The following is a 20532-nucleotide window of genomic DNA, read 5'->3' as shown; positions in this document are numbered from 1 at the left end:
CATGTTCCTGTCCCGCCGCGATTACCTGAAGGCGCAAGCCGCCGCTGCCGCCGCCGCGGCGGCCGGAATCAGCCTGCCTGCCTCGGCCGCCAACATCCTCACCGGCGAAGGCGCCAAGCTCACCTGGTCCAAGGCGCCCTGCCGTTTCTGCGGCACCGGCTGCGGCGTGATGGTCGGCGTCAAGGACGGCCGGGTCGTCGCCACCCACGGCGACGTGAAGGCCGAGGTCAACCGCGGCCTGAACTGCGTGAAGGGCTATTTCCTCTCCAAGATCATGTATGGCGAGGACCGGCTGAACCAGCCGCTGCTGCGCATGAAGGACGGCAAATACGACAAGGAGGGCGAGTTCACGCCGATCGGCTGGGACGCCGCCTTCGACATCATGGCCGAGAAGTGGAAGGAGACCCTGAGGAAGAAGGGTCCGACCGCGGTCGGCATGTTCGGCTCCGGCCAGTGGACCATCTACGAGGGCTATGCCGCGTCCAAGCTGATGAAGGCCGGCCTGCGCTCCAACAACCTCGACCCCAACGCCCGCCACTGCATGGCGTCGGCGGTGGCCGGCTTCATGCGCACCTTCGGCATGGACGAGCCGATGGGCTGCTACGACGACATGGAGCAGGCCGACGCCTTCGTGCTGTGGGGCTCCAACATGGCGGAGATGCACCCCATCCTGTGGACCCGCGTCACCGACCGCCGGCTCAGCCATCCCGGCTGCAAGGTCGCCGTCCTCTCCACCTTCGAGCACCGCAGCTTCGACCTCGCCGACATCGGGCTGGTCTTCACCCCCGGCTCCGATCTGGCGATCCTGAACTACATCGCCAACCACATCATCAAGACCGGCCGGGTGAACAGGGAGTTCGTCGAGAAGCACTGCAACTTCAAGCGCGGCCGCGACGACATCGGTTACGGCCTGCGCCCCGACAACCCGCTGGAGGCGAAGGCGAAGAACGCCGCCAAGGCCAACGACTCCGATCCGATCGGCTTCGACGAGTTCGCGAAGTTCGTCGAGCCCTACACGCTGGACAAGGCGCACGAGCTGTCGGGCGTGCCGAAGAACCGGCTGGAGGCGCTGGCCGAGCTCTACGCCGATCCCAAGGTGAAGGTCGTGTCCTTCTGGACCATGGGCTTCAACCAGCATGTCCGCGGCGTCTGGGCCAACAACCTCGTCTACAACATCCACCTGCTGACCGGCAAGATCTCGCAGCCGGGCAACGGCCCCTTCTCGCTGACCGGCCAGCCGTCGGCCTGCGGCACCGCGCGCGAGGTCGGCACCTTCTCGCACCGGCTGCCCGCCGACATGGTGGTGACCAACCCCGAGCACCGCAAGCACGCCGAGGAGATCTGGAAGCTGCCGGAGGGGACGATCCCCGACAAGGTCGGCTACCACGCCGTCCAGCAGGACCGCATGCTGAGGGACGGCAAGCTCAACGCCTACTGGGTCATGTGCAACAACAACATGCAGACGGCCCCGAACACGGCGAAGGAGACCTTCCCCGGCTACCGCAACCCTGAGAATTTCATCGTCGTCTCCGATCCCTACCCCACCGTCACCGCTCTGGCCGCCGACCTGATCCTGCCCACCGCCATGTGGGTCGAGAAGGAGGGCGGCTACGGCAATGCCGAGCGCCGCACCCAGCTGTGGCGCCAGCTGGTCGATGCGCCGGACGGCGCCAAGTCCGACCTGTGGCAGATCATGGAATTCTCCAAGCGCTTCCGCATCGAGGAGGTGTGGCCGGAGGATCTCCTGAACAAGAAGCCGGAACTGCGCGGCAAGAGCCTCTACGACGTGCTGTTCCGCAACGGCCAGGTGGACCGCTTCCCGCTGTCCGACCTCGATCCGAACTACAACAATGTCGAGGCCAAGGCGGCCGGCTTCTACGTCCAGAAGGGCCTGTTCGAGGAATATGCCGCCTTCGGCCGCGGCCACGGCCACGATCTGGCGGATTTCGAGCAGTATCACGTGGAGCGCGGCCTGCGCTGGCCGGTGGTCGACGGCAAGGAGACCAAGTGGCGCTACCGCGAGGGCTCCGACCCTTACGTGAAGGCGGGCGAGGGCATGCGCTTCTACGGCAACAAGGACGGCAAGGCGAATGTCTTCGCCCTGCCCTACGAGCCGCCGGCCGAATCGCCCGACGCCGACTATCCGTTCTGGCTGTCGACCGGCCGGGTGCTCGAACACTGGCACAGCGGCTCGATGACGTTGCGGGTGCCGGAGCTGCGCAAATCCTTCCCGAACGCCGTGGTCTTCATGCACCCCGACGACGCCAGGCAGCTGAACGTCCGCCGCGGCCAGGAGGTGCGCGTCACCTCGCGCCGCGGCGAGGTGCGGGTGCGGGTCGAGACGCGCGGACGCAACAAGCCGCCGCGCGGCCTCGTCTTCGTCCCCTTCTTCGACCACACGGTCCTCATCAACAAGGTGACGCTCGACGCCACCGACCCCATCAGCAAGCAGACCGACTACAAGAAATGCGCGGTCAAGATCACGCCCGTCGCGAACGCCTGAGGAGAGCCGGCATGAAGACCCGTTTCCTGATTGCCGCGCTGGCCCTTCTGGCCGGCGTCCCGGCCCTGACCATCGGCGCCACCATCGGCGCCACCGGCATCGCCAGCCGCGGCGTCGCGGCCGACGCGCCGGCCGGGCTGCCCGGCACCGGCACCGTGGGGGGGATCAAAATTCCCTCCGCCAACCACCCGATCACGCTGGACGTTCCGGCCGAGGCGACCCACCGCGAGATCGCCGACGACCAGAAGCGCGCCCGCAACTACGCCGACCAGCCGCCGCTGATCCCGCATGCGATCCGCGACTACCAGATCGACCTGAACATCAACAAGTGCCTGACCTGCCACGACCGCCGGAACACCGAGGGGTCGCAGGCGCCGATGCTGTCGGTCACCCATTTCCAGGACCGCGACGGCCAGACGCTGGGCACGGTGGCGGCGCGGCGCTATTTCTGCACCCAGTGCCATGTGCCGCAGACCGACGCCCAGCAGATCGTCCCCAACAGCTTCCGCGACTTCGACGCGGTCCTGGGGCATAGCCAAGGCCAAAGCCAGGGCCAAGGCGGCGCGAAATGACGATGCGCACCGCATTCCTGGGCCTGTGGCGGCTGTTCGCCCGCCCCAGCGTCCATTTCGGCCTGGGTTTCCTGACGCTGGGCGGCTTCATCGCCGGCGTCGTCTTCTGGGGCGGCTTCAACACCGCGCTGGAGGCCACCAACAAGGAAGCCTTCTGCATCAGCTGCCACGAGATGCGCGACAATCCCTATGAGGAGCTGAAGCAGACCATCCATTTCACCAACCGCTCGGGCGTGCGCGCCAGCTGCCCGGACTGCCACGTCCCGCACGAGTGGACCGACAAGATCGCCCGCAAGATGCAGGCGTCGAAGGAGGTCTGGGGCAAGCTGTTCGGCACCATCGACACCCGCGAGAAGTTCCTGGACAAGCGCCGCGAGTTGGCCGAGCACGAATGGGCGCGGCTGAAGTCGAACAACTCGCTGGAATGCCGCAACTGCCACAGCGCCGAGTCGATGGACATCACCAAGCAGAACCCGCGCGCGGCGAAGATGCACGAGACCTACCTGTTCACCGGCGAGAACACCTGCATCGACTGCCACAAGGGCATCGCCCACCGCCTGCCCGACATGCATGGCGTCGAACCGGGCTGGAGCATGAAGACCAGCGCGCAATAAGCGGGCCGGGAGCCAAGCCATCCCCATGACGAAAAAGGCCGCCTTTCATCGAAAGGCGGCCTTTTTCATTTTTCATGCCCGCCCGGAGACGGAGCGCCCCGTCACGCCCGCCGGATGTTGGCAAGGAAGCGGTCGGCCTCGTCGCGCAGGCAGTCGGACTGCCGGGCAACCTCGTCCGCCGAGGTCAGCAGCCGCGACGCCGCGCCGCCGGCCTGATCGGTCGCCTCGGTCACCGAGGCGATGGTGCTGGACACCTCCTGCGTGCCTTGGGCGGCCTGCTGGACGCTGCGGGCGATTTCCCGCGTCGCGGCCCCCTGTTCCTCGACCGCGCTGGACACGCCGGCGGTGATGCCGGTGAGATCCTCGACGCGGGACGAGATGCTTCGGATGGCGGAGACCGCCCGTTCGGTCTCCTGCTGGATCGCGGTCACCTGCTCCTGGATGTCCTCGGTCGCCTTGCCGGTCTGGGTCGCCAGCAGCTTCACCTCCGACGCCACCACCGCGAAGCCCTTGCCGGCCTCCCCGGCGCGCGCGGCCTCGATGGTCGCGTTCAGCGCCAGCAGATTGGTCTGCGAGGCGATGCTGTTGATCATCGCCACCACCTCGCCGATCCGGTGGGCGGCGGTGGCGAGGCCGGACACGATGGCGTCGGTGCGGCGGCCGTCGGCAGCGACGTCGCCGGCAACCCGCGCGGCCTCGGCGGTCTGGCGGGAAATTTCACCGATGGAGGCCGACAGCTCCTCGGTCGCGGTCGCCACCGTCTGCACGTTGGCAGAGGTCTGGTCGGACGCCAGGCTGACCGCCATCGACTGGCGCCGGGTGTCGTCGGCGGTGGTGACCATGGTCCGCGCCGCTCCCCGCATCTCCACGGCGGAATTGGAGACCGCATCCACCACGCCGCGCATGCTGGCTTCGAAACTGTCGGCAAGCGACGCCATCATGACCTTGCGCTCCGCCTCGGCGTTCCTGCGGTCGCTGTCGCTTCGGGTGCGCAGGCGTTCCGTCTCGATCATGCTGTCCTTGAACACGGCGACCGCCCTGGCCATGGCGCCGATCTCGTCCCGGCGGGTATCCCCCGGGATCGCCGCGCCGGTGTCACCCGCCGACAACCGCCCCATCGCCGCGCACAGCCGGTCGATCGGGCGCGACAGGCCACGGCCCAGGACCAACGCCACGATCGCTCCGGCGACCAGCACCCCGGCGATGCTGCCCAGCAGGACCCAGCGCGCGCCGGTCTCCGCCGCCACGAAGGACGAGATGTCCTTGACCAGTTCGATGACGGCGACCGGCTCGCCCGCGAAGTTCTTCAACTGCCCGAGATAGATCGCCACCGGGCGGCCCGCCTTGTCCGCCCGGCGGATGACCGTTCCGCCGGACAGGGCCAAGGCCAGTTCATCGGGACTCGCCAGCGTCTTTTCCGCGAAGCTGGCGCCAATGGTTGCAAAACCTTCGCCCTCGCGGCGGTGGACGGCCAGATCGACCGCGAAGCGGCTCGTGATCCGCTTGATGGACTCCGGGCCGAAGGCGGTGCCGACATCGACCGAGCCGACATACTGGGTCCCGATGGTCATCGGGTTGGTGCCGAAGATGTTCAGGGTCTCGCGGCCCTGCTCGATCCCCATCAGCGGCTCGTGCTTCTGGTGAATCTCCTTGATCATCCGGCGGCGGCCGGACACGTCGTCGCCGAACACCTTGGGGGCGTTCACCCGGTAGATCGCCACGCCCGGTGGTTTGTTGAACACCCAGACATCCACGCCTTGCGCCTTGGCCGCGCCCATGGCCGGGCCGAGAAGCGCGCCCAACGCATCGCGGTCGCCACGCTGGAAGGCGTCCTGCACCGGCGGAATGGCGGCGACGATGGCCGATATCGCCGACATCGTCCGCCCGTCATAGTCGAAGGCGGCGATGACGCTCTCGTATTGCAGCGTCATCTCCCGTTGCAGGGCGAGCTCGGTGGACGCGGTCTGCTGATGGGTGGCCACACCGCCGAGGATGGCGGCCGTACCGGCCGCGACGACGGAAATCGCCGCCACGAGCCTTGCGGCAATGGAATGAAGCTGAAGCAATGCGCTCTCCTTTTTCGCTGGGCGGCTGCGAAACCGAGCGAACCGATCCGAGCGACCACGAGCCTGATTTAGCCGGAAGCCCGTCTTTTTGCCGGGAAATGACAAATCCATTTGTATCGCGCACTACTAAGCGGCGCACCTTAGGGTTCGCTCTAGGAGAACGGCAGGATTCAGCAGAGATATTGTCTAGGCGACCGTCGCTTTTTGGGCGTAAGATTGCAAAAGAACGCCCCCGCCGAGGTGAAAAGGCTTTCCGCCTGGATCGGATCACGCAAAATCGGAATCGATTTGGAGCGTGAGTTCAATCGCCAAACATAAAGGCTGGGGTTTCATGCGTTCAATTTGGAACGCATGAAGCCTGCTCACTCCAGCAGCGCCAGCACCCACAGCGCCAGCAGCGTCACCAGCACCGCCTCGCCCAGCCCGACCAGCCCGCGCAGTGCCAGCGCGACGACCCAGGTGGCGAGGTCGCGGCGATGGCGGATCTCCTTCAGCAGGCGGTCCTGGATGCCGGCGACGGTGCGCCGCGTCGACAGGCCGGCGATGCCGCCGACCAGCGCCACCAGCCCGGTGCCCAGCACGAAATAGAGCGCGCCCTTCCAGCCGGCGAACTGGTCGGGATCGGTCAGGTAATGGCCGGTGCCGACGAGGATCCACACCGCCGCCGGCCAGACGCCGACGATCTCCGGCCCCGGATCGATCCTGCCCGCCCCATCCTTTTGCCCCTCGTTCATCCCCGCCCCCCTTCCCCGGCTATCGCATATGGCGATAATCGCCCTCTCCCGCCCCGGGAGAGGGAGGGGACCCACGAAGTGGGGAGGGTGAGGGGGAGCGCAAGAATCCCGAACCGCATGGCTTCGTGCCCGACCCCTCACCCTTCCCACCGCTGCGCGGCGGGCCCCTTCCCTCTCCCGGGACGGGAGAGGGAGTCATATGTCGCCGCCTCCCTCAGCCGCCCGGCACATGGCGGTAGGCCAGCACGCGCGTCGCCGGTCCGCCCTCGACATCCGCCAGCGGCAGCAGCAACTCCACGAACTTCGCCCCCGGCAGCATCGGGTCGTCGCGCACCAGCAGGCAGCGCGGCTCGCCGCTCTCCAGGCAGAGGCGCAGGTCGGACAGCCAGCGCTGCGCTGCCTGTTCGGGATGGCACTCGGTCACCCGCCTTGTCGTCGGCCGCTCGGCCAGCCGGCGCTGCAGGGCGCGGCCGCAGGATTTGTAGACGAAATCGGCGCCGTCGGCGGTCGGCTCCATCAGGGCGATGCGCGGCACGCTTTCGCGCACCTGCGAGGTGTCGATCTCGACGGCCAGCGGCATGCGGCGCTTGCGCTTCAGCCGGAGCCAGTGGGTGTAGAGGACGCTGACCTGCGGCGACTGCTCCACGTCGATGGGGTCGGCCCGGCAGGGAGGCGGCGGCACGTCGAGCACCGCGACCGCGACCGGCGCGGCGGCGAAGGCGGCGGCGGCCGGCACCGGCTGGGAGGCGGGCTGAATCGGCCGCGAGGCCGCCGCCGTCACTGGCAGGTGCAGGTCAGCCGGGGTGCGGCCGATCCGGCCGCCATGCTTCTTCAGCATCGGCAGCGGCGCCCAGGCGGTGCAGGTGTGATAGCCCTTGGTGACGCGGCGGTAGTCCTGGCTGCTGGCGGTGCGGCATTCCCCCTCCACCCCGTGGCGGGCGACATGGACCAGCGTGTTGTCCTCCGACAGCGCGCGCTCCCCGCCCCAGGAGACGCAGGCGGCGCAGGCGCGGCTGTCCTTGGCGAAGGCGTGGCTCATCGGGGCGTATCTCCAAAGAATGTGCGTGGGAATTGATGCCGGGCTTTCCCCCCCGGTTCAAGGGGCGCCGTCGGGGGCACCGCCCCGCCCGAGATACAGTCATGCGAGGGTGACATCCATGCCACCCCTTCCCCCCCGGACCCGAACCCCCTATAAGGGGGCCTTGCACGATAGACCTCGCCCGCTCTCCGTCTCCGGTCCCCCGGCGCCGGGGGGCTTTCGGCTGACCACATCTCAGAGAAGCGGACCCATGCCCAAACGCACCGACATCAAATCCATCTGCATCATCGGCGCGGGTCCGATCGTCATCGGACAGGCATGCGAGTTCGACTATTCCGGCGTCCAGGCGTGCAAGGCCCTGCGCGAGGAAGGCTACCGCGTCATCCTCGTCAACTCCAACCCGGCCACCATCATGACCGATCCGGGTCTGGCCGACGCCACCTACATCGAGCCGATCACCCCGGCCGTCGTCGCCAAGATCCTGGAGAAGGAGCGTCCCGACGCGCTCCTGCCGACCATGGGCGGCCAGACCGCGCTGAACACGGCGATGGCGCTGTCCGACGACGGCACGCTGGAGCGGCTCGGCGTTGAGATGATCGGCGCCAAGCGCGACGTCATCGCCAAGGCCGAGGACCGCATCCTGTTCCGCGACGCCATGGACAAGCTAGGGCTGGAGAGCCCGCGCTCGCGCATGGTCCGCACGCTGGAGGAGGCGATGGAGGCGCTGGAGCTGGTCGGGCTGCCCGCCATCATCCGCCCCAGCTTCACCCTGGCCGGCACCGGCGGCGGCATCGCCTACAACCGGGCGCAGTTCGAGGACATCGTGCGCGGCGGCCTGCGCGCCAGCCCGGTCGGCGAGGTGCTGATCGAGGAATCGGTGCTGGGCTGGAAGGAATACGAGATGGAGGTCGTGCGCGACGGCGCCGACAACTGCATCATCATCTGCGCCATCGAGAACATCGATCCGATGGGCGTCCACACCGGCGACTCGATCACGGTCGCGCCGGCGCTGACGCTGACGGACAAGGAATACCAGATCATGCGCAACGCCTCGATCGCGGTGCTGCGCGAGATCGGGGTGGACACCGGCGGCTCGAACGTCCAGTTCGCCGTCAACCCGGCCAACGGCCGCCTGATCGTCATCGAGATGAACCCGCGCGTCTCGCGCTCCTCGGCGCTGGCGTCGAAGGCCACCGGCTTCCCGATCGCCAAGATCGCCGCCAAGCTGGCGGTCGGCTACCGGCTGGACGAGCTGACCAACGACATCACCGGCACCACGCCGGCCAGCTTCGAGCCGACGATCGACTATGTCGTCACCAAGATGCCGCGCTTCACCTTCGAGAAGTTCAAGGGCGCCGAGGCGCTGCTGACCACCTCGATGAAGTCGGTGGGCGAGGCGATGTCGATCGGCCGCACCTTCCAGGAATCGGTGCAGAAGGCGCTGCGCTCGATGGAGACCGGCCTGACCGGCTTCAACGAGGTGAAGATCGGTCCGGACGACACGCCCGACCGCACCGCCATCCGCGGCGCTCTCGCCACCCCGACGCCCGACCGCCTGCTGGTGATCGCCCAGGCCTTCCGCCACGGCTTCACCGTGGAGGAGGTGCAGGCCGTCTCCAAGTACGACCCCTGGTTCCTGGAGCAGATCAAGGAGATCGTCGACCGTGAGGCGGCGATCCGCGCCGATGGCCTGCCCACCGCCAAGGCCGGCTGGCTGAAGCTGAAGCAGATGGGCTTCTCCGACGCCCGCCTCGCCGAGCTGGCCAGGTCCAGCGAGGCCGCGGTCGCCGCGGCCCGCCGCATGGCCGGCGTCACCCCGGTCTACAAGCGGATCGACACCTGCGCCGCCGAGTTCGCGTCCGCCACCCCCTACATGTACTCGACCTACGAGACCGACGGGACCGGCGAGGCGGAGTGCGAGTCCGACCCGACCGACAAGCGCAAGGTCGTCATCCTCGGCGGCGGCCCGAACCGCATCGGCCAGGGCATCGAGTTCGACTATTGCTGCGTCCATGCCGTCTACGCCCTGCAGGAGGCCGGCATCGAGACCATCATGGTCAACTGCAACCCGGAGACGGTCTCCACCGACTACGACACCGCCGACCGCCTGTATTTCGAGCCGCTGACCGCCGAGGACGTGGTGGAGTTGGTGCGGGTCGAGCAACGCAATGGCACCGTGCTCGGCTGCATCGTGCAGTTCGGCGGCCAGACCCCGCTGAAGCTCGCCGCCGCGCTGGAGGCCGCCGGCATCCCGATCCTCGGCACCTCGCCCGACGCCATCGACCTGGCCGAGGACCGCGAGCGCTTCCAGAAGCTGCTGCACGCCCTCGACCTGAAGCAGCCGGCCAATGGGCTGGCCCGCTCGCTGGAGGAGGCGGAGGCGGTCGCCGCCCGCATCGGCTTCCCGGTCGTCATCCGCCCGTCCTACGTGCTGGGCGGCCGGGCGATGGAGATCGTCCACGACATGGCCGGGCTCCAGCGCTACATGGGCACCGCGGTGCAGGTGTCGGGCAAGAACCCGGTGCTGATCGACAGCTATCTCCAGGACGCCATCGAGGTCGACGTCGACGTCGTGTGCGACGGCACCGACGTCTATGTCGCCGGCGTGATGGAGCATATCGAGGAGGCCGGCATCCATTCCGGCGACAGCGCCTGCGCCCTGCCGCCCTACACGCTGCCGGCCGACATCATCGCCGAGATCAACCGCCAGTCGGACGCGCTCGCCCGCGCGCTGAAGGTGGTCGGGCTGATGAACGTCCAGTTCGCGGTCAAGGACGGCACCGTCTACATCCTGGAGGTCAACCCGCGCGCCTCGCGCACGGTGCCCTTCGTCGCCAAGGCCACCGGCACCGCCATCGCCAAGATCGCGGCCCGCGTCATGGCGGGGGAGAAGCTGTCCTCCTTCACCCTGAACGGCCCGACCCCGCCGCACACCGCGGTCAAGGAAGCGGTCTTCCCCTTCGCCCGCTTCCCCGGCGTCGACATCGTGCTGGGTCCGGAGATGAAGTCGACCGGCGAGGTGATGGGCCTCGACCACAATTTCGCGCTGGCCTTCGCCAAGGCGCAGCTCGGCGCCGGCGTCACCCTGCCGGTCAAGGGCAGCGTCTTCGTCTCGGTCAAGGACCGCGACAAGCCGGCGCTGGCGGTGATCTCCAAGAAGCTGCACGACATGGGCTTCCGCATCCTCGCGACGTCGGGCACCGCCAAGGTGCTGAAGGAGGCCGGCGTCGAGGCCGAGACCATCAACAAGGTGGTCGAGGGCCAGCCGCACATCGTCGACGCCATGATCAACGGCGACGTCCATCTGGTCATCAACACCACCGAAGGCGCCCAGGCGCTGGCCGACAGCTTCAGCCTGCGCCGCACCGCCCTGACCTACAACGTTCCCTACTACACCACCGTAGCGGGTGCCCGCGCCGCGGTGGAAGCGATTGACGCACTCCGGAACGGCAGCCTTGAAGTCGCTCCATTGCAGTCGTACCTTAGCGGATCGTATTAAGGACGGACGACGGCGCGGCGGACCTCCTCCGCGCCGTCTTCGTCCTTGATGTCGCTTTGGACAGGTCGAACGACTGCTAGCGGTGATGGACCGAACATGGAAAAAGTTCCGATGACAGCGGCGGGCTTCAACCGCCTCCAGGAGGAATTGAAGCACCTTAAGATCACCGAACGCCCGGCGGTCATCAAAGCCATCGCGGAAGCCCGCGAACATGGCGACCTTTCGGAAAACGCCGAGTACCACGCGGCGCGCGAACGTCAGAGCTTCATCGAAGGCCGCGTGCTGGAGCTTGAGGACAAGATCAGCCGGGCGGAGGTCATCGACCCGGCCAAGCTGACGGGCGATACCGTGAAGTTCGGTGCGACCGTGACCCTGGCCGACCAGGACACGGACGAGGAGACGACCTACCAGATCGTCGGCCAGGACGAGAGCGACATCAAGTTGAGGCTGCTGTCGATCCAGGCGCCGCTGGCCCGCGCCCTGATCAACAAGTCGGTCGGCGACAGCGTCGAGGTTTCGACCCCGGGCGGTTCCAAGCTGTACGAGATCGTGTCGGTCGAATTCCGCTGAGGTTTTCCCTCCCGGTTCCCCCCTTTCCCCCCTGGGGAGAGGGGGGAACCGGCTTCATCCCCCCAATTTCTCCTGGAAGAATTCCATCACCCGCCGGATCGCGTCCGAGCGGGCGTCTTCGTTGGTGCCGACATGGGCGGTGCCGCCCGGCGCGGTGGCCAGATCCTTGCGCTTGCGCACCGGGGCGTCGGGCGAATCGAAGCCGTGATAGGCATCGGGATAGACCACCAGGGCCAGCTTGTCCTTCACCCCGTCGCGGCCGGCCAGCTCCTTGCAGTGTTCAGGCGGCGTCCAATCGTCCTTGTCGCCGACCAGCAGCAGCAGCGGGCCGTCGGGCTGCCAGTCCTCGTCGCTCAGCGACGCGCGGCAACCGGGATAGAAGGCCACGGCGGCCCGGAAGCCGCCCTCCCCCGACCCGGCCGGCCCGTCCTCCCCGGCGCCATAGGCGGCCAGCACGGTGCCGGCCCCCTGCGACCAGCCGATCAGGCCGATGCGGCCATGGTCGATTTCGGGCCGGCGGCGCAGGAAGGCCAGCGCCCCCCAGGCATCGCGCTTGCGCTCCACCGTCGCGCGGACGGTGCGGTCCTTCAATGCAGTGGTGCAGACCTCATCCACGTCGCGCGGGCCGAAGCTGTCGACCATCAGCACCGCGTAGCCCTGCCGCTGCAGGTGGGTCGCCCACCAGACATGACGCTGCGACACCCGGCCGCTGCGGGCATAGAGGCCGCCGCAGCCGTGCAGCATGACAATTGCCGGATGCTGGCCGCTGCCGGACGGGCGCAGCAGACGGCCGGACAGCATCGTCGGCGCCCCGCCGGTCAGGTCGACGTCGGCGGAGGGAAAGCGCACGATCTCTTCGGCATGGACGCCGGCGGCGGCCTGGGCCGTCCCGGTCCACAGCATCGCCGATGCCATCGCCGATGCCATCGCCGACATGGGCAGTCCCGCGCCGCCCATCGTCCCGGCACCGCTGCACAGAACCGCACCCAGCACAGCCGCAAGACCGCGGGCGGAAGCCTTCATTCTGAAGCGTCCCCGACTCCCGGCGCCGGCCACGACGGCGGCGCTCGCGGACGCAATACTAGATCGGATCGCGTAAAATCGGGATCGATTTGAAGCGTGAATCCGATCGCCAAAGATAGGGCTGGAGTTTTGTGTGTTTCATATGAAACACACAAAACTCCAAACCTGTGCGTTGCGGAAGGCCATGGGTGCCCCGCAATTGTTCCCGGCCGGGCCTCGCCGCGACCGTCGCCAATGCCATCGCGGACGTGGAAAGCGATGCGGCGGGCCCCTTCCGGGCGCCCGCCGCATCGTTCCGGTAACGGAGCCCGGTAACGGAGCCCCGCTCAGCGCCGGGTGGCGCGGGTGGGCGTCTCGTCCTCGGCGAACTCCTCGTCCTCGTCGTCCTCCGTCCCTTCCGGGATGTCGGGCGAATCGACGTCGATGGGAACGCCGGGGGTGTGCTTGGAGGTGCGGATCGACAGGGCGGACTTGACATGGGCGACGTTGGGTGCCGACGTCAGCTTGGTCGTCAGGAAGCGCTGGTAGTCGTCCCAGTCCTCCGCCACGATCTTCAGGACGAAATCATATTCACCGGCCAGCATGTTGCACTCACGCACGAGCGGCCAGCTGTTGACGAGCTCCTCGAATTTCTTTAGGTCCGCTTCGGCCTGGCTGCTGAGGCCGACCTGGGCGAACACCGTGACGCCGAACCCCAGTGCATCGGGGTTGACGTCGGCGTGGTAGCCGCGGATGAATCCCGCCTCCTCCAGCGCGCGGACGCGGCGCAGGCAGGGCGGGGCGGAGATGCCGGCACGCCGGGCAAGCTCCACGTTGGTCATCCGGCCGTCGTTCTGCAGATCGCGCAGGATCCGACGGTCAATTCGGTCGAGTTTTACCCGCCGCATGGTTTTACTCGGTCGCTCCGGGGGTGATTTGGAGAAAGGATATTACACGGGCATGGTGTCTACGCCAAGACCGAAACCCTTACAAGGGCGAGCGACCCGGATGCCGGCCTTTCCGCCGCCGCGGCCGCCAACCCCTCCGCAGCCCCAACGATCCGAGCGCTCATGCAATCCCTGACCTGCTGGGTTGTGTCCGACGGCAAGGCCGGCATGGAAAACCAGTGCATCGGCCTGGCCGAGGCGCTGGGCCTGACGCCGGTGATCAAGCGCGTGCGCCTGCGCACGCCCTGGCGCCAGCTGACCCCGTACCTGCGCATCGGCAACCGCTTCGCCCCCAGCCCCGAGGGCGATCCGGTGGCCCCCCCCTGGCCCGACATCCTGATCGGCACCGGCCGGCAGAGCATCCCCGTCTCGCTGGCGGTGCGCAGCCTGTCGGGCGGCCGCACCTTCACCATCCAGACCCAGGATCCGGTGATGAACCCGCACAGGTTCGACCTGGTGGTGGTGCCGCGCCACGACAAGCTGCGCGGCGACAATGTGCTGGTGACGCGCGGCGCGCTGCACCGGGTGACGCCCGCCGTCCTGGCCGACGCGGCGGCGCGCTTCGCCCCGCGGCTCGCCCATCTGCCGCATCCGCGCATCGCGGTGCTGATCGGCGGCGACAACGGCGTCTACCGCCTGACGCCGACCATCATGGGCGACGTGGCGGAACGGCTGGCCAACCTGACGCACAGCCATGGCGCCGGGCTGATGGTCACGCCGTCGCGCCGCACCGGCGCCGACAACGAGGCGATCCTGCGCGCCCGCCTGTCCGGCCTGCCGGCGGAGGTGTGGGACGGCAGCGGCGAGAATCCCTATTTCGCCTATCTCGGGCTGGCCGACGCGGTGGTTGTGACCTGCGACAGCGTGTCGATGACCTCGGAGGCCTGCTCGACCGGCAAGCCGGTCTATGTGATCGAGATGGAGGGCGGGTCGCCCAAGTTCCGCGCCTTCCATGACGGGCTGTACCGGGACGGCATCACCCGCCGCTTCGACGGCACGCTCGACCATTGGGATTATCCGCCGCTGGACGACCGCGGGACGGTGGCCGCCGAGGTGATGCGGCGCCTGCCGGCGCACAGGAAACGGCATGGCCTGACGTAGAACCGGGGGACGGGGGACGCCTCTCGCAACCGCCTCGCGCGACCGATGCGCGCACCCCGCCGGCAGCACCGGTTTGCCGGCGGCATCCCGCCGCGGACCATGCCATAAGCCGGAAAAACGACCGCCCCGACCGGTCCGCCCCCGATTCGGAATCGACCAGCCATGACCACCCCCGACGCCGTCTCCGCCTCGTTCCTGCGTTGCCTGGAGCGCAGCCGGAAGTCCGGCACCCCCTACGCTCATTGGCTCCTGTCCGAGGCGCTGCCGACCGATGCCGCCGACGCCATCGCCGCCCTGCCCTGGGGGCCGGCGCCGGTATCCGGCAGCTCTGGCAAGCGCGACACCAACAACGCCTCGCGCACCTATTTCGGGGTGGAGAACCGTGCAACCCATCCGGTGTGCGAGACGGTGGCCCGGGCCTTCCAGAGCCGCCCGGTGGTGGAGGCGATCCAGCGGACCTGCAAGGTCGACCTGACCGGCACCAGCCTGCGCATCGAATATTGCCAGGACACCGACGGCTTCTGGCTGGAGCCGCACACCGACATCGGCGTCAAGAAATACACGATGCTGGTCTATCTCTCGAAGGGGCCGAACTGCGCCCATTGGGGGACCGACGTGCTGGACGAAACCCGGACCATCGTCGCCCGGGCGCCCTATGCCTTCAATGAAGGGCTGATCTTCATCCCCGCCGGAAACACCTGGCACGGCTTCGCGAAACGTCCGATCGACGGCGTGCGCAAATCGATCATCGTCAATTATGTCGGCCCCGAATGGCGGGCGCGGCATGAACTCTGCTTCCCTGACAAAGCTGTTGCATAAAATTTCTTGCATGTTTAAGTGACGTCGGTCGGGGGGCCAGACCAGCGCCGGCACGCCCTTTCGGAGTTTCTGATCCATGTCCATGCTCGATCTGGACAAATTCCGTGCTGTGGAACTTCAGCGCGACCCCTTCGATTTTCTCTGCGTTCCGGGTTTCGTGAAGCGGGAATATCTCGAAGAGCTTCACCGTGACTATCCCAAGGTCGACAAGCCCGGCTCGATTCCACTCGGCGTCTTCCCGCAGGGGCCGAGCTTCGACCGGCTGATCGCCGAGCTGAAGGGGCCGGAGGTCTGCCGGGCCTTCTCCGAGAAGTTCGGGCTGGACCTGTCGCACTATCCGACCATGTTCACCGCGCGGGGCATGTGCCGGGCGACCGACGGCAAGATCCACCCGGATTCGGCCAGCAAGATCGTCACCGTCCTGATCTACATGAACCCGCCCTGGGAGGCCACCGGCGGCCGCCTGCGCATCCTGCGCTCCCAGAACCTGGAGGATTATGCCGCCGAGGTCCCGCCGGAGGAAGGCACCCTGATGTGCTTCCGCCGCAGCGACAGCTCCTGGCACGGCCATTACCCGTTCGAGGGCCAGCGCCGCGCGATCCAGATGAACTGGGTCAAGGGCAGTGTCTATATCTGGCACGAACAATGGCGCCACCGCGTCGGTGCCTGGGCGAAGGGCGTCTTCGGCGGCCAGCCGAAGGGGTATTGAGGGGGGCAGCCCCTCCCCCGCCCAGCGGGGGAGGTTAGGTGGGGGTCCCCCCCTCTCCCCCCTCACCCCGCCACCATCGCCGCCAGCGTCTCCAGCCGGTCGGCCTCATGCGCCGGCTTGTCCCAGCGGATGCGGTGGATGCGGGGGAAGCGCATCGCCAGCCCGCTCTTGTGCCGTGTCGACGGGTGGACGCTGTCGAAGGCGACCTCCAGCACCAGCCCGGCCGCCACCTCGCGCACCGGCCCGTAGCGCTTGGTGGTGTGGGTGCGGACCCAGCGGTCCAGTTCCACCAGTTCGGCGTCGGTGAAGCCGGAATAGGCCTTGCCGACCGGCACCAGCTCCTCGCCGCGCCAGACGCCGAAGGTGTAGTCGGAATAATAGCTCGACCGTTTGCCGTGGCCGCGCTGGGCGTACATCATCACGGTGTCGAGCGTCAGCGCCCCGCGCTTCCACTTGAACCACGGCCCTTTCGGCCGCCCGGCGAGATAGGCGCTGTCGCGCCGCTTCAGCATCAGCCCCTCGATGCCGTTCTCCCGCGCGCCCTCGCGCAGCGCCGCCAGCTCGTCCCAGGCGGCGAAGGGCACCAGCGGCGACAGGTCCATCCGGCGCGGCCGCACCGCGTCGTACCAGCGCTCCAGCCGGGCGCGGCGCTCGACGAAGGGCAGCCCGCGCAGATCCTCGGCGCCGTCGAACAGGATGTCGTAGAGCCGGACCCAGGCCGGACCGTCGCGCAGCATCTGCGCCGTCACCGTCTTGCGGTTCAGCCGCTGCTGCAGGTCGTTGAAGGGCGCCACCACCCCGTCGCGCGCCACCAGCAGCTCGCCGTCCAGCACCGCGTCGAAGCCCATATGGTCGGTGATGTCGGGAAAGGCGCCGGACACGTCGTCGCCGGTGCGGCTGTAGAGCCGGCGCTGGCCGTCGCGCGCCGCCAGCTGGACGCGGATGCCGTCCCACTTCCATTCGGCGGCATAGGCGGCGGGGTCGAGCGCCGCCCGCTCCTCCTCCTCCAGCGGGTGGGACAGCATCATCGGGCGGAAGCCGGCGCCATGGCCGGCGGCCGGCCGCTCCGCCCGCCCCTCCAGCCAGGCGAACAGCTCGACATAGGGCGGGCTCAGCCCGTGCCAGACCTCCTCGACATCGTCGACGCCGATTTCATCGTCGACGCCGATTTCATCGTCGACGCCGACCTCCGGCCGGGCCGCCCTGCCCCATTCCGCCAGGGCGGTCTTGGCCAGCCGGGCCGACACGCCGATGCGCAGCGCCCCGGTGATCAGCTTCAGCAAGGCGAAGCGCCCCGACGAATCGAGCGTGTCGAGCCAGCCTTCCACCAGCCCGATCGCCTGCCCGCGCCTGGCGCTCCGCAGCGCGTCCACCACCTCGTCCAGGCTGGGCGGCAGGCTGTTGGCCCGCTCCGCCCAGGATGCCGGCCGCTCGGGCCAGATCAGCGCCACCGTCTCCGCCAGATCGCCGACATAGTCGTAGGACAGGGCCAGCAGCTCCGGATCGACCCGCGTCGCCGCCAGCTCGCGGATGGCGGCGGGCTTGGCCTCGCGGAAGCTCAGCGCCCCGGTCAGCGCCGCCAGCGCCCAGCCGCGGTCCGGGTCCGGCGCGGTGGCGAAATGCTCGACCAGCAGGCGGATCTTGCCGGTGCGCGACGGCATGAAGACCAGCGCATCGATCAACGCGGCGAAGCGGTTCACGACACCCCCTCTTCCGAATCCTCATCCTCGAAGCCGATCAGCGCCAGCGCCCGGGCGCGGATGCCGCGGCGGGTGGCGTAATGGACCAGCGCCTCCTCGCGGCCATGGGTGACCCAGACCTCCGGCGCGCCGACATCCTCCAGCGTCCGGCACAGCTCGTCCCAGTCGGCATGGTCGGAGATGACCAGCGGCAGCTCGACCCCGCGCTGGCGGGCGCGCTGGCGCACCCGCATCCAGCCCGACGCCATCGCCACCACCGGATCGGCCAGCCGCCGCGCCCAGCGGTCGGCCACCGCCGACGGCGGCGCCAGCACCAGCGCGCCCTTCAGCTCCTCCTTGGCGGCGGCGGTCGCCGGGCGCAGCTCGCCCAGCTCCACCCCATGCTCGCGGTAGAGCCGGCACATCGGCTCCAGCGCGCCATGCAGCCAGATCGGCCGGTCGTAGCCAGAGGCCCGCAGCAGCGTGATCAGCCGCTGGCACTTGCCGAGCGCATAGACGCCGACGACATGGCTGCGCTCCGGGAACAGGCTCATCGAATGCAGCAGCCGGCCCACCTCGCCCAGGTCGGGCGGATGGCGGAAGACCGGCAGGCCGAAGGTCGCCTCGGTGACGAAGACGTCGCAGGGCACCGGCTCGAAGGGCAGGCAGGTGCGGTCGGGCCGGCGCTTGTAGTCGCCCGACACCACGACGCGCGAGCCGGCATGCTCCAGCACCACCTGGGCGCTGCCCAGCACATGGCCGGCCGGCACCAGCCGCACCGCGACATCGCCGACGGTCAACCCCTCGCCATACTCCAGCGGCTGCAACGACCCGCCGGCCGCCTCGCCGATCCGCTGGCGCATGATGGCGAGCGTGGCCGGAGTCGCCAGCACATGGCGGTTTCCGGGCCGGGCATGGTCGGAATGGCCGTGGGTGACGATTGCGCGCTCCACCGGCCGCACCGGGTCGATGTGGAAGCCGCCCGGCTCGACATAGAGGCCTTCGGGACGGACCTTGATCCACCGGTCGGGATGGGGGCGGTCGGGATTGGGATGGAATGAAGCGGACATGCGTCCTAATGTAGGGCGTCCCAACCGGAGAGACAGGGCATGCATTCCTTCCTGCTGCCGACCCCCGAGGTCGCCGACGCGCTGGCCGGCAATCGCCCGGTGGTGGCGCTCGAATCGACGGTGATCTCCCACGGCATGCCCTATCCCCGCAACCTGGAGACCGCCCGCGCGCTGGAGGCGGAGGTGCGGGCCGCCGGCGCCGTCCCCGCCACCATCGCCGTGCTGGACGGGCGCATCCGCATCGGGCTGGACGACGGGGCGCTGGACCGGCTGGCGACCGGCGGCCACGCGGTGCGCAAGCTGAGCCGCCGCGACCTGCCCATCGCGCTGGCGGCCGGGGCGTTGGGAGCGACCACGGTGGCGGCGACGATGATCGCGGCGCGGCTGGCCGGCATCGCCGTCTTCGCCACCGGCGGCATCGGCGGCGTCCATCGCGGGGCGGAGACCAGCTTCGACGTGTCGGCCGACCTGGAGGAGCTGGCGCGCACCTCGGTCTGCGTGGTCTGCGCCGGCGCCAAGTCGATTCTCGACCTGCCCAAGACGCTGGAGGTGCTGGAAACCCGCGGCGTCCCGGTGCTGGGATTCGGCACCGCCGAGTTTCCCGCTTTCTACAGCCGGCGCAGCGGCCTGCCGGTCGATCATCGCTGTGACAATGTGACCGAGGTGGCGGACATCCTGCGGACGAAATGGCGGCTTGGGCTGGAGGGCGGCGTGCTGCTGGCCAACCCGATCCCGGCCGGCGACGAACTCGACGCCGACGCCATGGAGACGGCCGTCGCCCAGGCGCTGGCCGATGCGGAAGCCAAGGGAATCAAGGGCAAGGACATCACGCCGCATCTGCTGGCGGCGCTGGAGCGCCTCACCGGCGGGCGCAGCCTGACCGCCAACATCGCACTGATCCGCAACAATGCGCGGGTCGCGGCGGGGGTCGCCACCGCCCTGTCGAACTCATAGGTCCGAAGGGATAGGCCATACCTCATGGGAGGTAAGGCTTAAGCCCCGGTCGCGGCTTAAGACCACGTTAACCGCCTGCGCGCAAACCTGTCGCCATCACACGAGCGGAGGCTTTCATGCGCGCACCGAGCAGCACCTCGACCCTGGTTTCCCGGATGATCGCGATGGCCGGCCAAGGCGACGAGGCGCCGGGTGCGAGCGAGATGAAGGCGCCCGCCCACGTGAAGCGCATCGTCTGGGCCTCGCAGGCCGCCAAATTGCGGGTGTCGCTGTCGTCCCGTCTCGTCCACGAGATCGAGAGCGCGGTCACCGCCGACCTGGACGGCATGGAGCTGCCGGAGGTGTTCTTCACCTCGGTCGAGGTGGGCGGCCATGTGGTCACCTGCGACCTCGACGCCTCGGGCACCGCCTCGATCTTCGGGCTGATCGAGGCGCATGAATATGACGATCTGGTCGAGGAGGCCGGCGACGACGCCCTGTTCGGCGTCGACTGGGACGGCGTCTACGTCACCCCGGCCCGCACCCGTCACTGACCGCCTCACTGACCCCGGACGCCTCCCCGTCCAACGCGGCGCCATCGAGCCCGGTGCCATTCCGGCTCCTCCCTGATGAACCCGCCATCCGGCTCCTGTCTGAAGACGAACGCCCCGCAGG

17 protein-coding genes are annotated in these 20532 nt (G+C 68.6%); 10 read left to right on the top strand and 7 right to left on the bottom strand.

Going from position 1 to position 20532, the window contains the following annotated elements; all coding sequences use genetic code 11:
• Position 1: 1 nt before the first annotated feature.
• From napA to ABMY26_RS15545, 3 genes are read left to right on the top strand one after another with little or no spacing between them, the layout of a single operon-like run.
• Positions 2–2503, top strand: a complete 2502-nt coding sequence (napA, locus tag ABMY26_RS15555) for a nitrate reductase catalytic subunit NapA (protein ID WP_372398152.1) — start codon at positions 2–4, stop codon at positions 2501–2503.
• A gap of 11 nt (positions 2504–2514) precedes the next feature.
• Positions 2515–3075: a nitrate reductase cytochrome c-type subunit gene (locus ABMY26_RS15550; RefSeq protein ID WP_372398151.1), complete on the top strand. Its 561-nt coding sequence runs from the start codon at positions 2515–2517 to the stop codon at positions 3073–3075.
• Positions 3072–3689 carry a cytochrome c3 family protein gene (locus tag ABMY26_RS15545; RefSeq protein WP_372398150.1) on the top strand — a complete coding sequence of 206 codons (618 nt, stop codon included), beginning with the start codon at positions 3072–3074 and terminating at the stop codon, positions 3687–3689. Before ABMY26_RS15550 ends, ABMY26_RS15545 begins: the two co-directional genes overlap by 4 nt.
• Before the next feature lie 101 nt (positions 3690–3790).
• Here the strand turns inward: ABMY26_RS15545 and ABMY26_RS15540 are convergent, their stop codons facing one another.
• The 3 genes from ABMY26_RS15540 to ABMY26_RS15530 form a co-directional block, all read right to left on the bottom strand.
• Complete coding sequence (locus ABMY26_RS15540) at positions 3791–5755, bottom strand: methyl-accepting chemotaxis protein (protein ID WP_372398149.1); 1965 nt, start codon at positions 5753–5755, stop codon at positions 3791–3793.
• A gap of 362 nt (positions 5756–6117) precedes the next feature.
• On the bottom strand, positions 6118–6489 hold the full coding sequence (locus ABMY26_RS15535) for a hypothetical protein (RefSeq protein WP_372398148.1): 372 nt from the start codon (positions 6487–6489) through the stop codon (positions 6118–6120).
• 214 nt (positions 6490–6703) lie between these two features.
• Complete coding sequence (locus tag ABMY26_RS15530; RefSeq protein ID WP_372398147.1) at positions 6704–7528, bottom strand: hypothetical protein; 825 nt, start codon at positions 7526–7528, stop codon at positions 6704–6706.
• Positions 7529–7778: 250 nt separating this feature from the next.
• Between ABMY26_RS15530 and carB the strand changes: the two genes are divergently transcribed.
• Complete coding sequence (carB, locus tag ABMY26_RS15525) at positions 7779–11027, top strand: carbamoyl-phosphate synthase large subunit (protein WP_372398145.1); 3249 nt, start codon at positions 7779–7781, stop codon at positions 11025–11027.
• Between the two features lie 96 nt (positions 11028–11123).
• Positions 11124–11597 (top strand): transcription elongation factor GreA, encoded by a 474-nt coding sequence (gene greA, locus ABMY26_RS15520; protein ID WP_082108886.1) that lies wholly within the window; start codon positions 11124–11126, stop codon positions 11595–11597.
• A gap of 54 nt (positions 11598–11651) precedes the next feature.
• On the opposite strand, the gene ABMY26_RS15515 is transcribed toward greA, so the two are convergent.
• Entirely contained in the window at positions 11652–12620 is a 969-nt protein-coding gene (locus ABMY26_RS15515) for a dienelactone hydrolase family protein (protein WP_372398144.1), read from the bottom strand.
• 326 nt (positions 12621–12946) lie between these two features.
• Positions 12947–13507, bottom strand: a complete 561-nt coding sequence (locus tag ABMY26_RS15510) for an Lrp/AsnC family transcriptional regulator (protein ID WP_045581602.1) — start codon at positions 13505–13507, stop codon at positions 12947–12949.
• 162 nt (positions 13508–13669) lie between these two features.
• Here ABMY26_RS15510 and ABMY26_RS15505 point away from each other — a divergent pair, with 162 nt between their 5' ends.
• The 3 genes from ABMY26_RS15505 to ABMY26_RS15495 all read left to right on the top strand — a co-directional run bounded on the left by ABMY26_RS15505 (position 13670) and on the right by ABMY26_RS15495 (position 16175).
• On the top strand, positions 13670–14647 hold the full coding sequence (locus tag ABMY26_RS15505) for a mitochondrial fission ELM1 family protein (RefSeq protein WP_372398143.1): 978 nt from the start codon (positions 13670–13672) through the stop codon (positions 14645–14647).
• A gap of 162 nt (positions 14648–14809) precedes the next feature.
• Entirely contained in the window at positions 14810–15466 is a 657-nt protein-coding gene (locus tag ABMY26_RS15500; protein ID WP_372398142.1) for a 2OG-Fe(II) oxygenase, read from the top strand.
• Positions 15467–15542: 76 nt separating this feature from the next.
• Complete coding sequence (locus ABMY26_RS15495; RefSeq protein WP_372398141.1) at positions 15543–16175, top strand: 2OG-Fe(II) oxygenase; 633 nt, start codon at positions 15543–15545, stop codon at positions 16173–16175.
• Between the two features lie 62 nt (positions 16176–16237).
• Here ABMY26_RS15495 and ABMY26_RS15490 read toward each other — a convergent pair whose 3' ends face one another.
• Both ABMY26_RS15490 and ABMY26_RS15485 read right to left on the bottom strand, forming a co-directional pair.
• On the bottom strand, positions 16238–17875 hold the full coding sequence (locus ABMY26_RS15490; RefSeq protein WP_372398140.1) for a cisplatin damage response ATP-dependent DNA ligase: 1638 nt from the start codon (positions 17873–17875) through the stop codon (positions 16238–16240).
• The gene (locus ABMY26_RS15485; protein WP_372398139.1) at positions 17872–18924 is read right to left on the bottom strand and encodes a ligase-associated DNA damage response exonuclease; all 1053 of its coding nucleotides are present in this window, start codon (positions 18922–18924) and stop codon (positions 17872–17874) included. Before ABMY26_RS15485 ends, ABMY26_RS15490 begins: the two co-directional genes overlap by 4 nt.
• A gap of 39 nt (positions 18925–18963) precedes the next feature.
• On the opposite strand from ABMY26_RS15485, the gene ABMY26_RS15480 reads away from it, so the two are divergent.
• The gene (locus tag ABMY26_RS15480) at positions 18964–19878 is read left to right on the top strand and encodes a pseudouridine-5'-phosphate glycosidase (protein ID WP_372398138.1); all 915 of its coding nucleotides are present in this window, start codon (positions 18964–18966) and stop codon (positions 19876–19878) included.
• Positions 19879–19994: 116 nt separating this feature from the next.
• Entirely contained in the window at positions 19995–20411 is a 417-nt protein-coding gene (locus tag ABMY26_RS15475; RefSeq protein WP_372398137.1) for a hypothetical protein, read from the top strand.
• Positions 20412–20532: the final 121 nt, after the last annotated feature.

Origin of the sequence: Azospirillum sp. HJ39, assembly GCF_041507355.1 — a bacterium.
Classification (GTDB): Bacteria; Pseudomonadota; Alphaproteobacteria; order Azospirillales; family Azospirillaceae; genus Azospirillum; species Azospirillum thiophilum.
The sequence above is the reverse complement of the archived record's forward strand: the minus strand, read 5'-3'. Positions and strand labels throughout refer to the sequence as shown.

Bases quoted from the DNA above. Each gene is read 5' to 3' on its own strand.
- ABMY26_RS15485 (WP_372398139.1), bottom strand. From the start codon at position 18,924: ATGTCCGCTTCATTCCATCCCAATCCCGACCGCCCCCATCCCGACCGG.
- carB (WP_372398145.1), top strand. From the start codon at position 7,779: ATGCCCAAACGCACCGACATCAAATCCATCTGCATCATCGGCGCGGGT.
- ABMY26_RS15510 (WP_045581602.1), bottom strand. From the start codon at position 13,507: ATGCGGCGGGTAAAACTCGACCGAATTGACCGTCGGATCCTGCGCGAT.
- ABMY26_RS15550 (WP_372398151.1), top strand. From the start codon at position 2,515: ATGAAGACCCGTTTCCTGATTGCCGCGCTGGCCCTTCTGGCCGGCGTC.
- ABMY26_RS15505 (WP_372398143.1), top strand. From the start codon at position 13,670: ATGCAATCCCTGACCTGCTGGGTTGTGTCCGACGGCAAGGCCGGCATG.
- ABMY26_RS15545 (WP_372398150.1), top strand. From the start codon at position 3,072: ATGACGATGCGCACCGCATTCCTGGGCCTGTGGCGGCTGTTCGCCCGC.
- ABMY26_RS15475 (WP_372398137.1), top strand. From the start codon at position 19,995: ATGCGCGCACCGAGCAGCACCTCGACCCTGGTTTCCCGGATGATCGCG.
- ABMY26_RS15530 (WP_372398147.1), bottom strand. From the start codon at position 7,528: ATGAGCCACGCCTTCGCCAAGGACAGCCGCGCCTGCGCCGCCTGCGTC.
- ABMY26_RS15500 (WP_372398142.1), top strand. From the start codon at position 14,810: ATGACCACCCCCGACGCCGTCTCCGCCTCGTTCCTGCGTTGCCTGGAG.
- greA (WP_082108886.1), top strand. From the start codon at position 11,124: ATGGAAAAAGTTCCGATGACAGCGGCGGGCTTCAACCGCCTCCAGGAG.
- ABMY26_RS15515 (WP_372398144.1), bottom strand. From the start codon at position 12,620: ATGAAGGCTTCCGCCCGCGGTCTTGCGGCTGTGCTGGGTGCGGTTCTG.
- napA (WP_372398152.1), top strand. From the start codon at position 2: ATGTTCCTGTCCCGCCGCGATTACCTGAAGGCGCAAGCCGCCGCTGCC.
- ABMY26_RS15480 (WP_372398138.1), top strand. From the start codon at position 18,964: ATGCATTCCTTCCTGCTGCCGACCCCCGAGGTCGCCGACGCGCTGGCC.
- ABMY26_RS15495 (WP_372398141.1), top strand. From the start codon at position 15,543: ATGTCCATGCTCGATCTGGACAAATTCCGTGCTGTGGAACTTCAGCGC.
- ABMY26_RS15535 (WP_372398148.1), bottom strand. From the start codon at position 6,489: ATGAACGAGGGGCAAAAGGATGGGGCGGGCAGGATCGATCCGGGGCCG.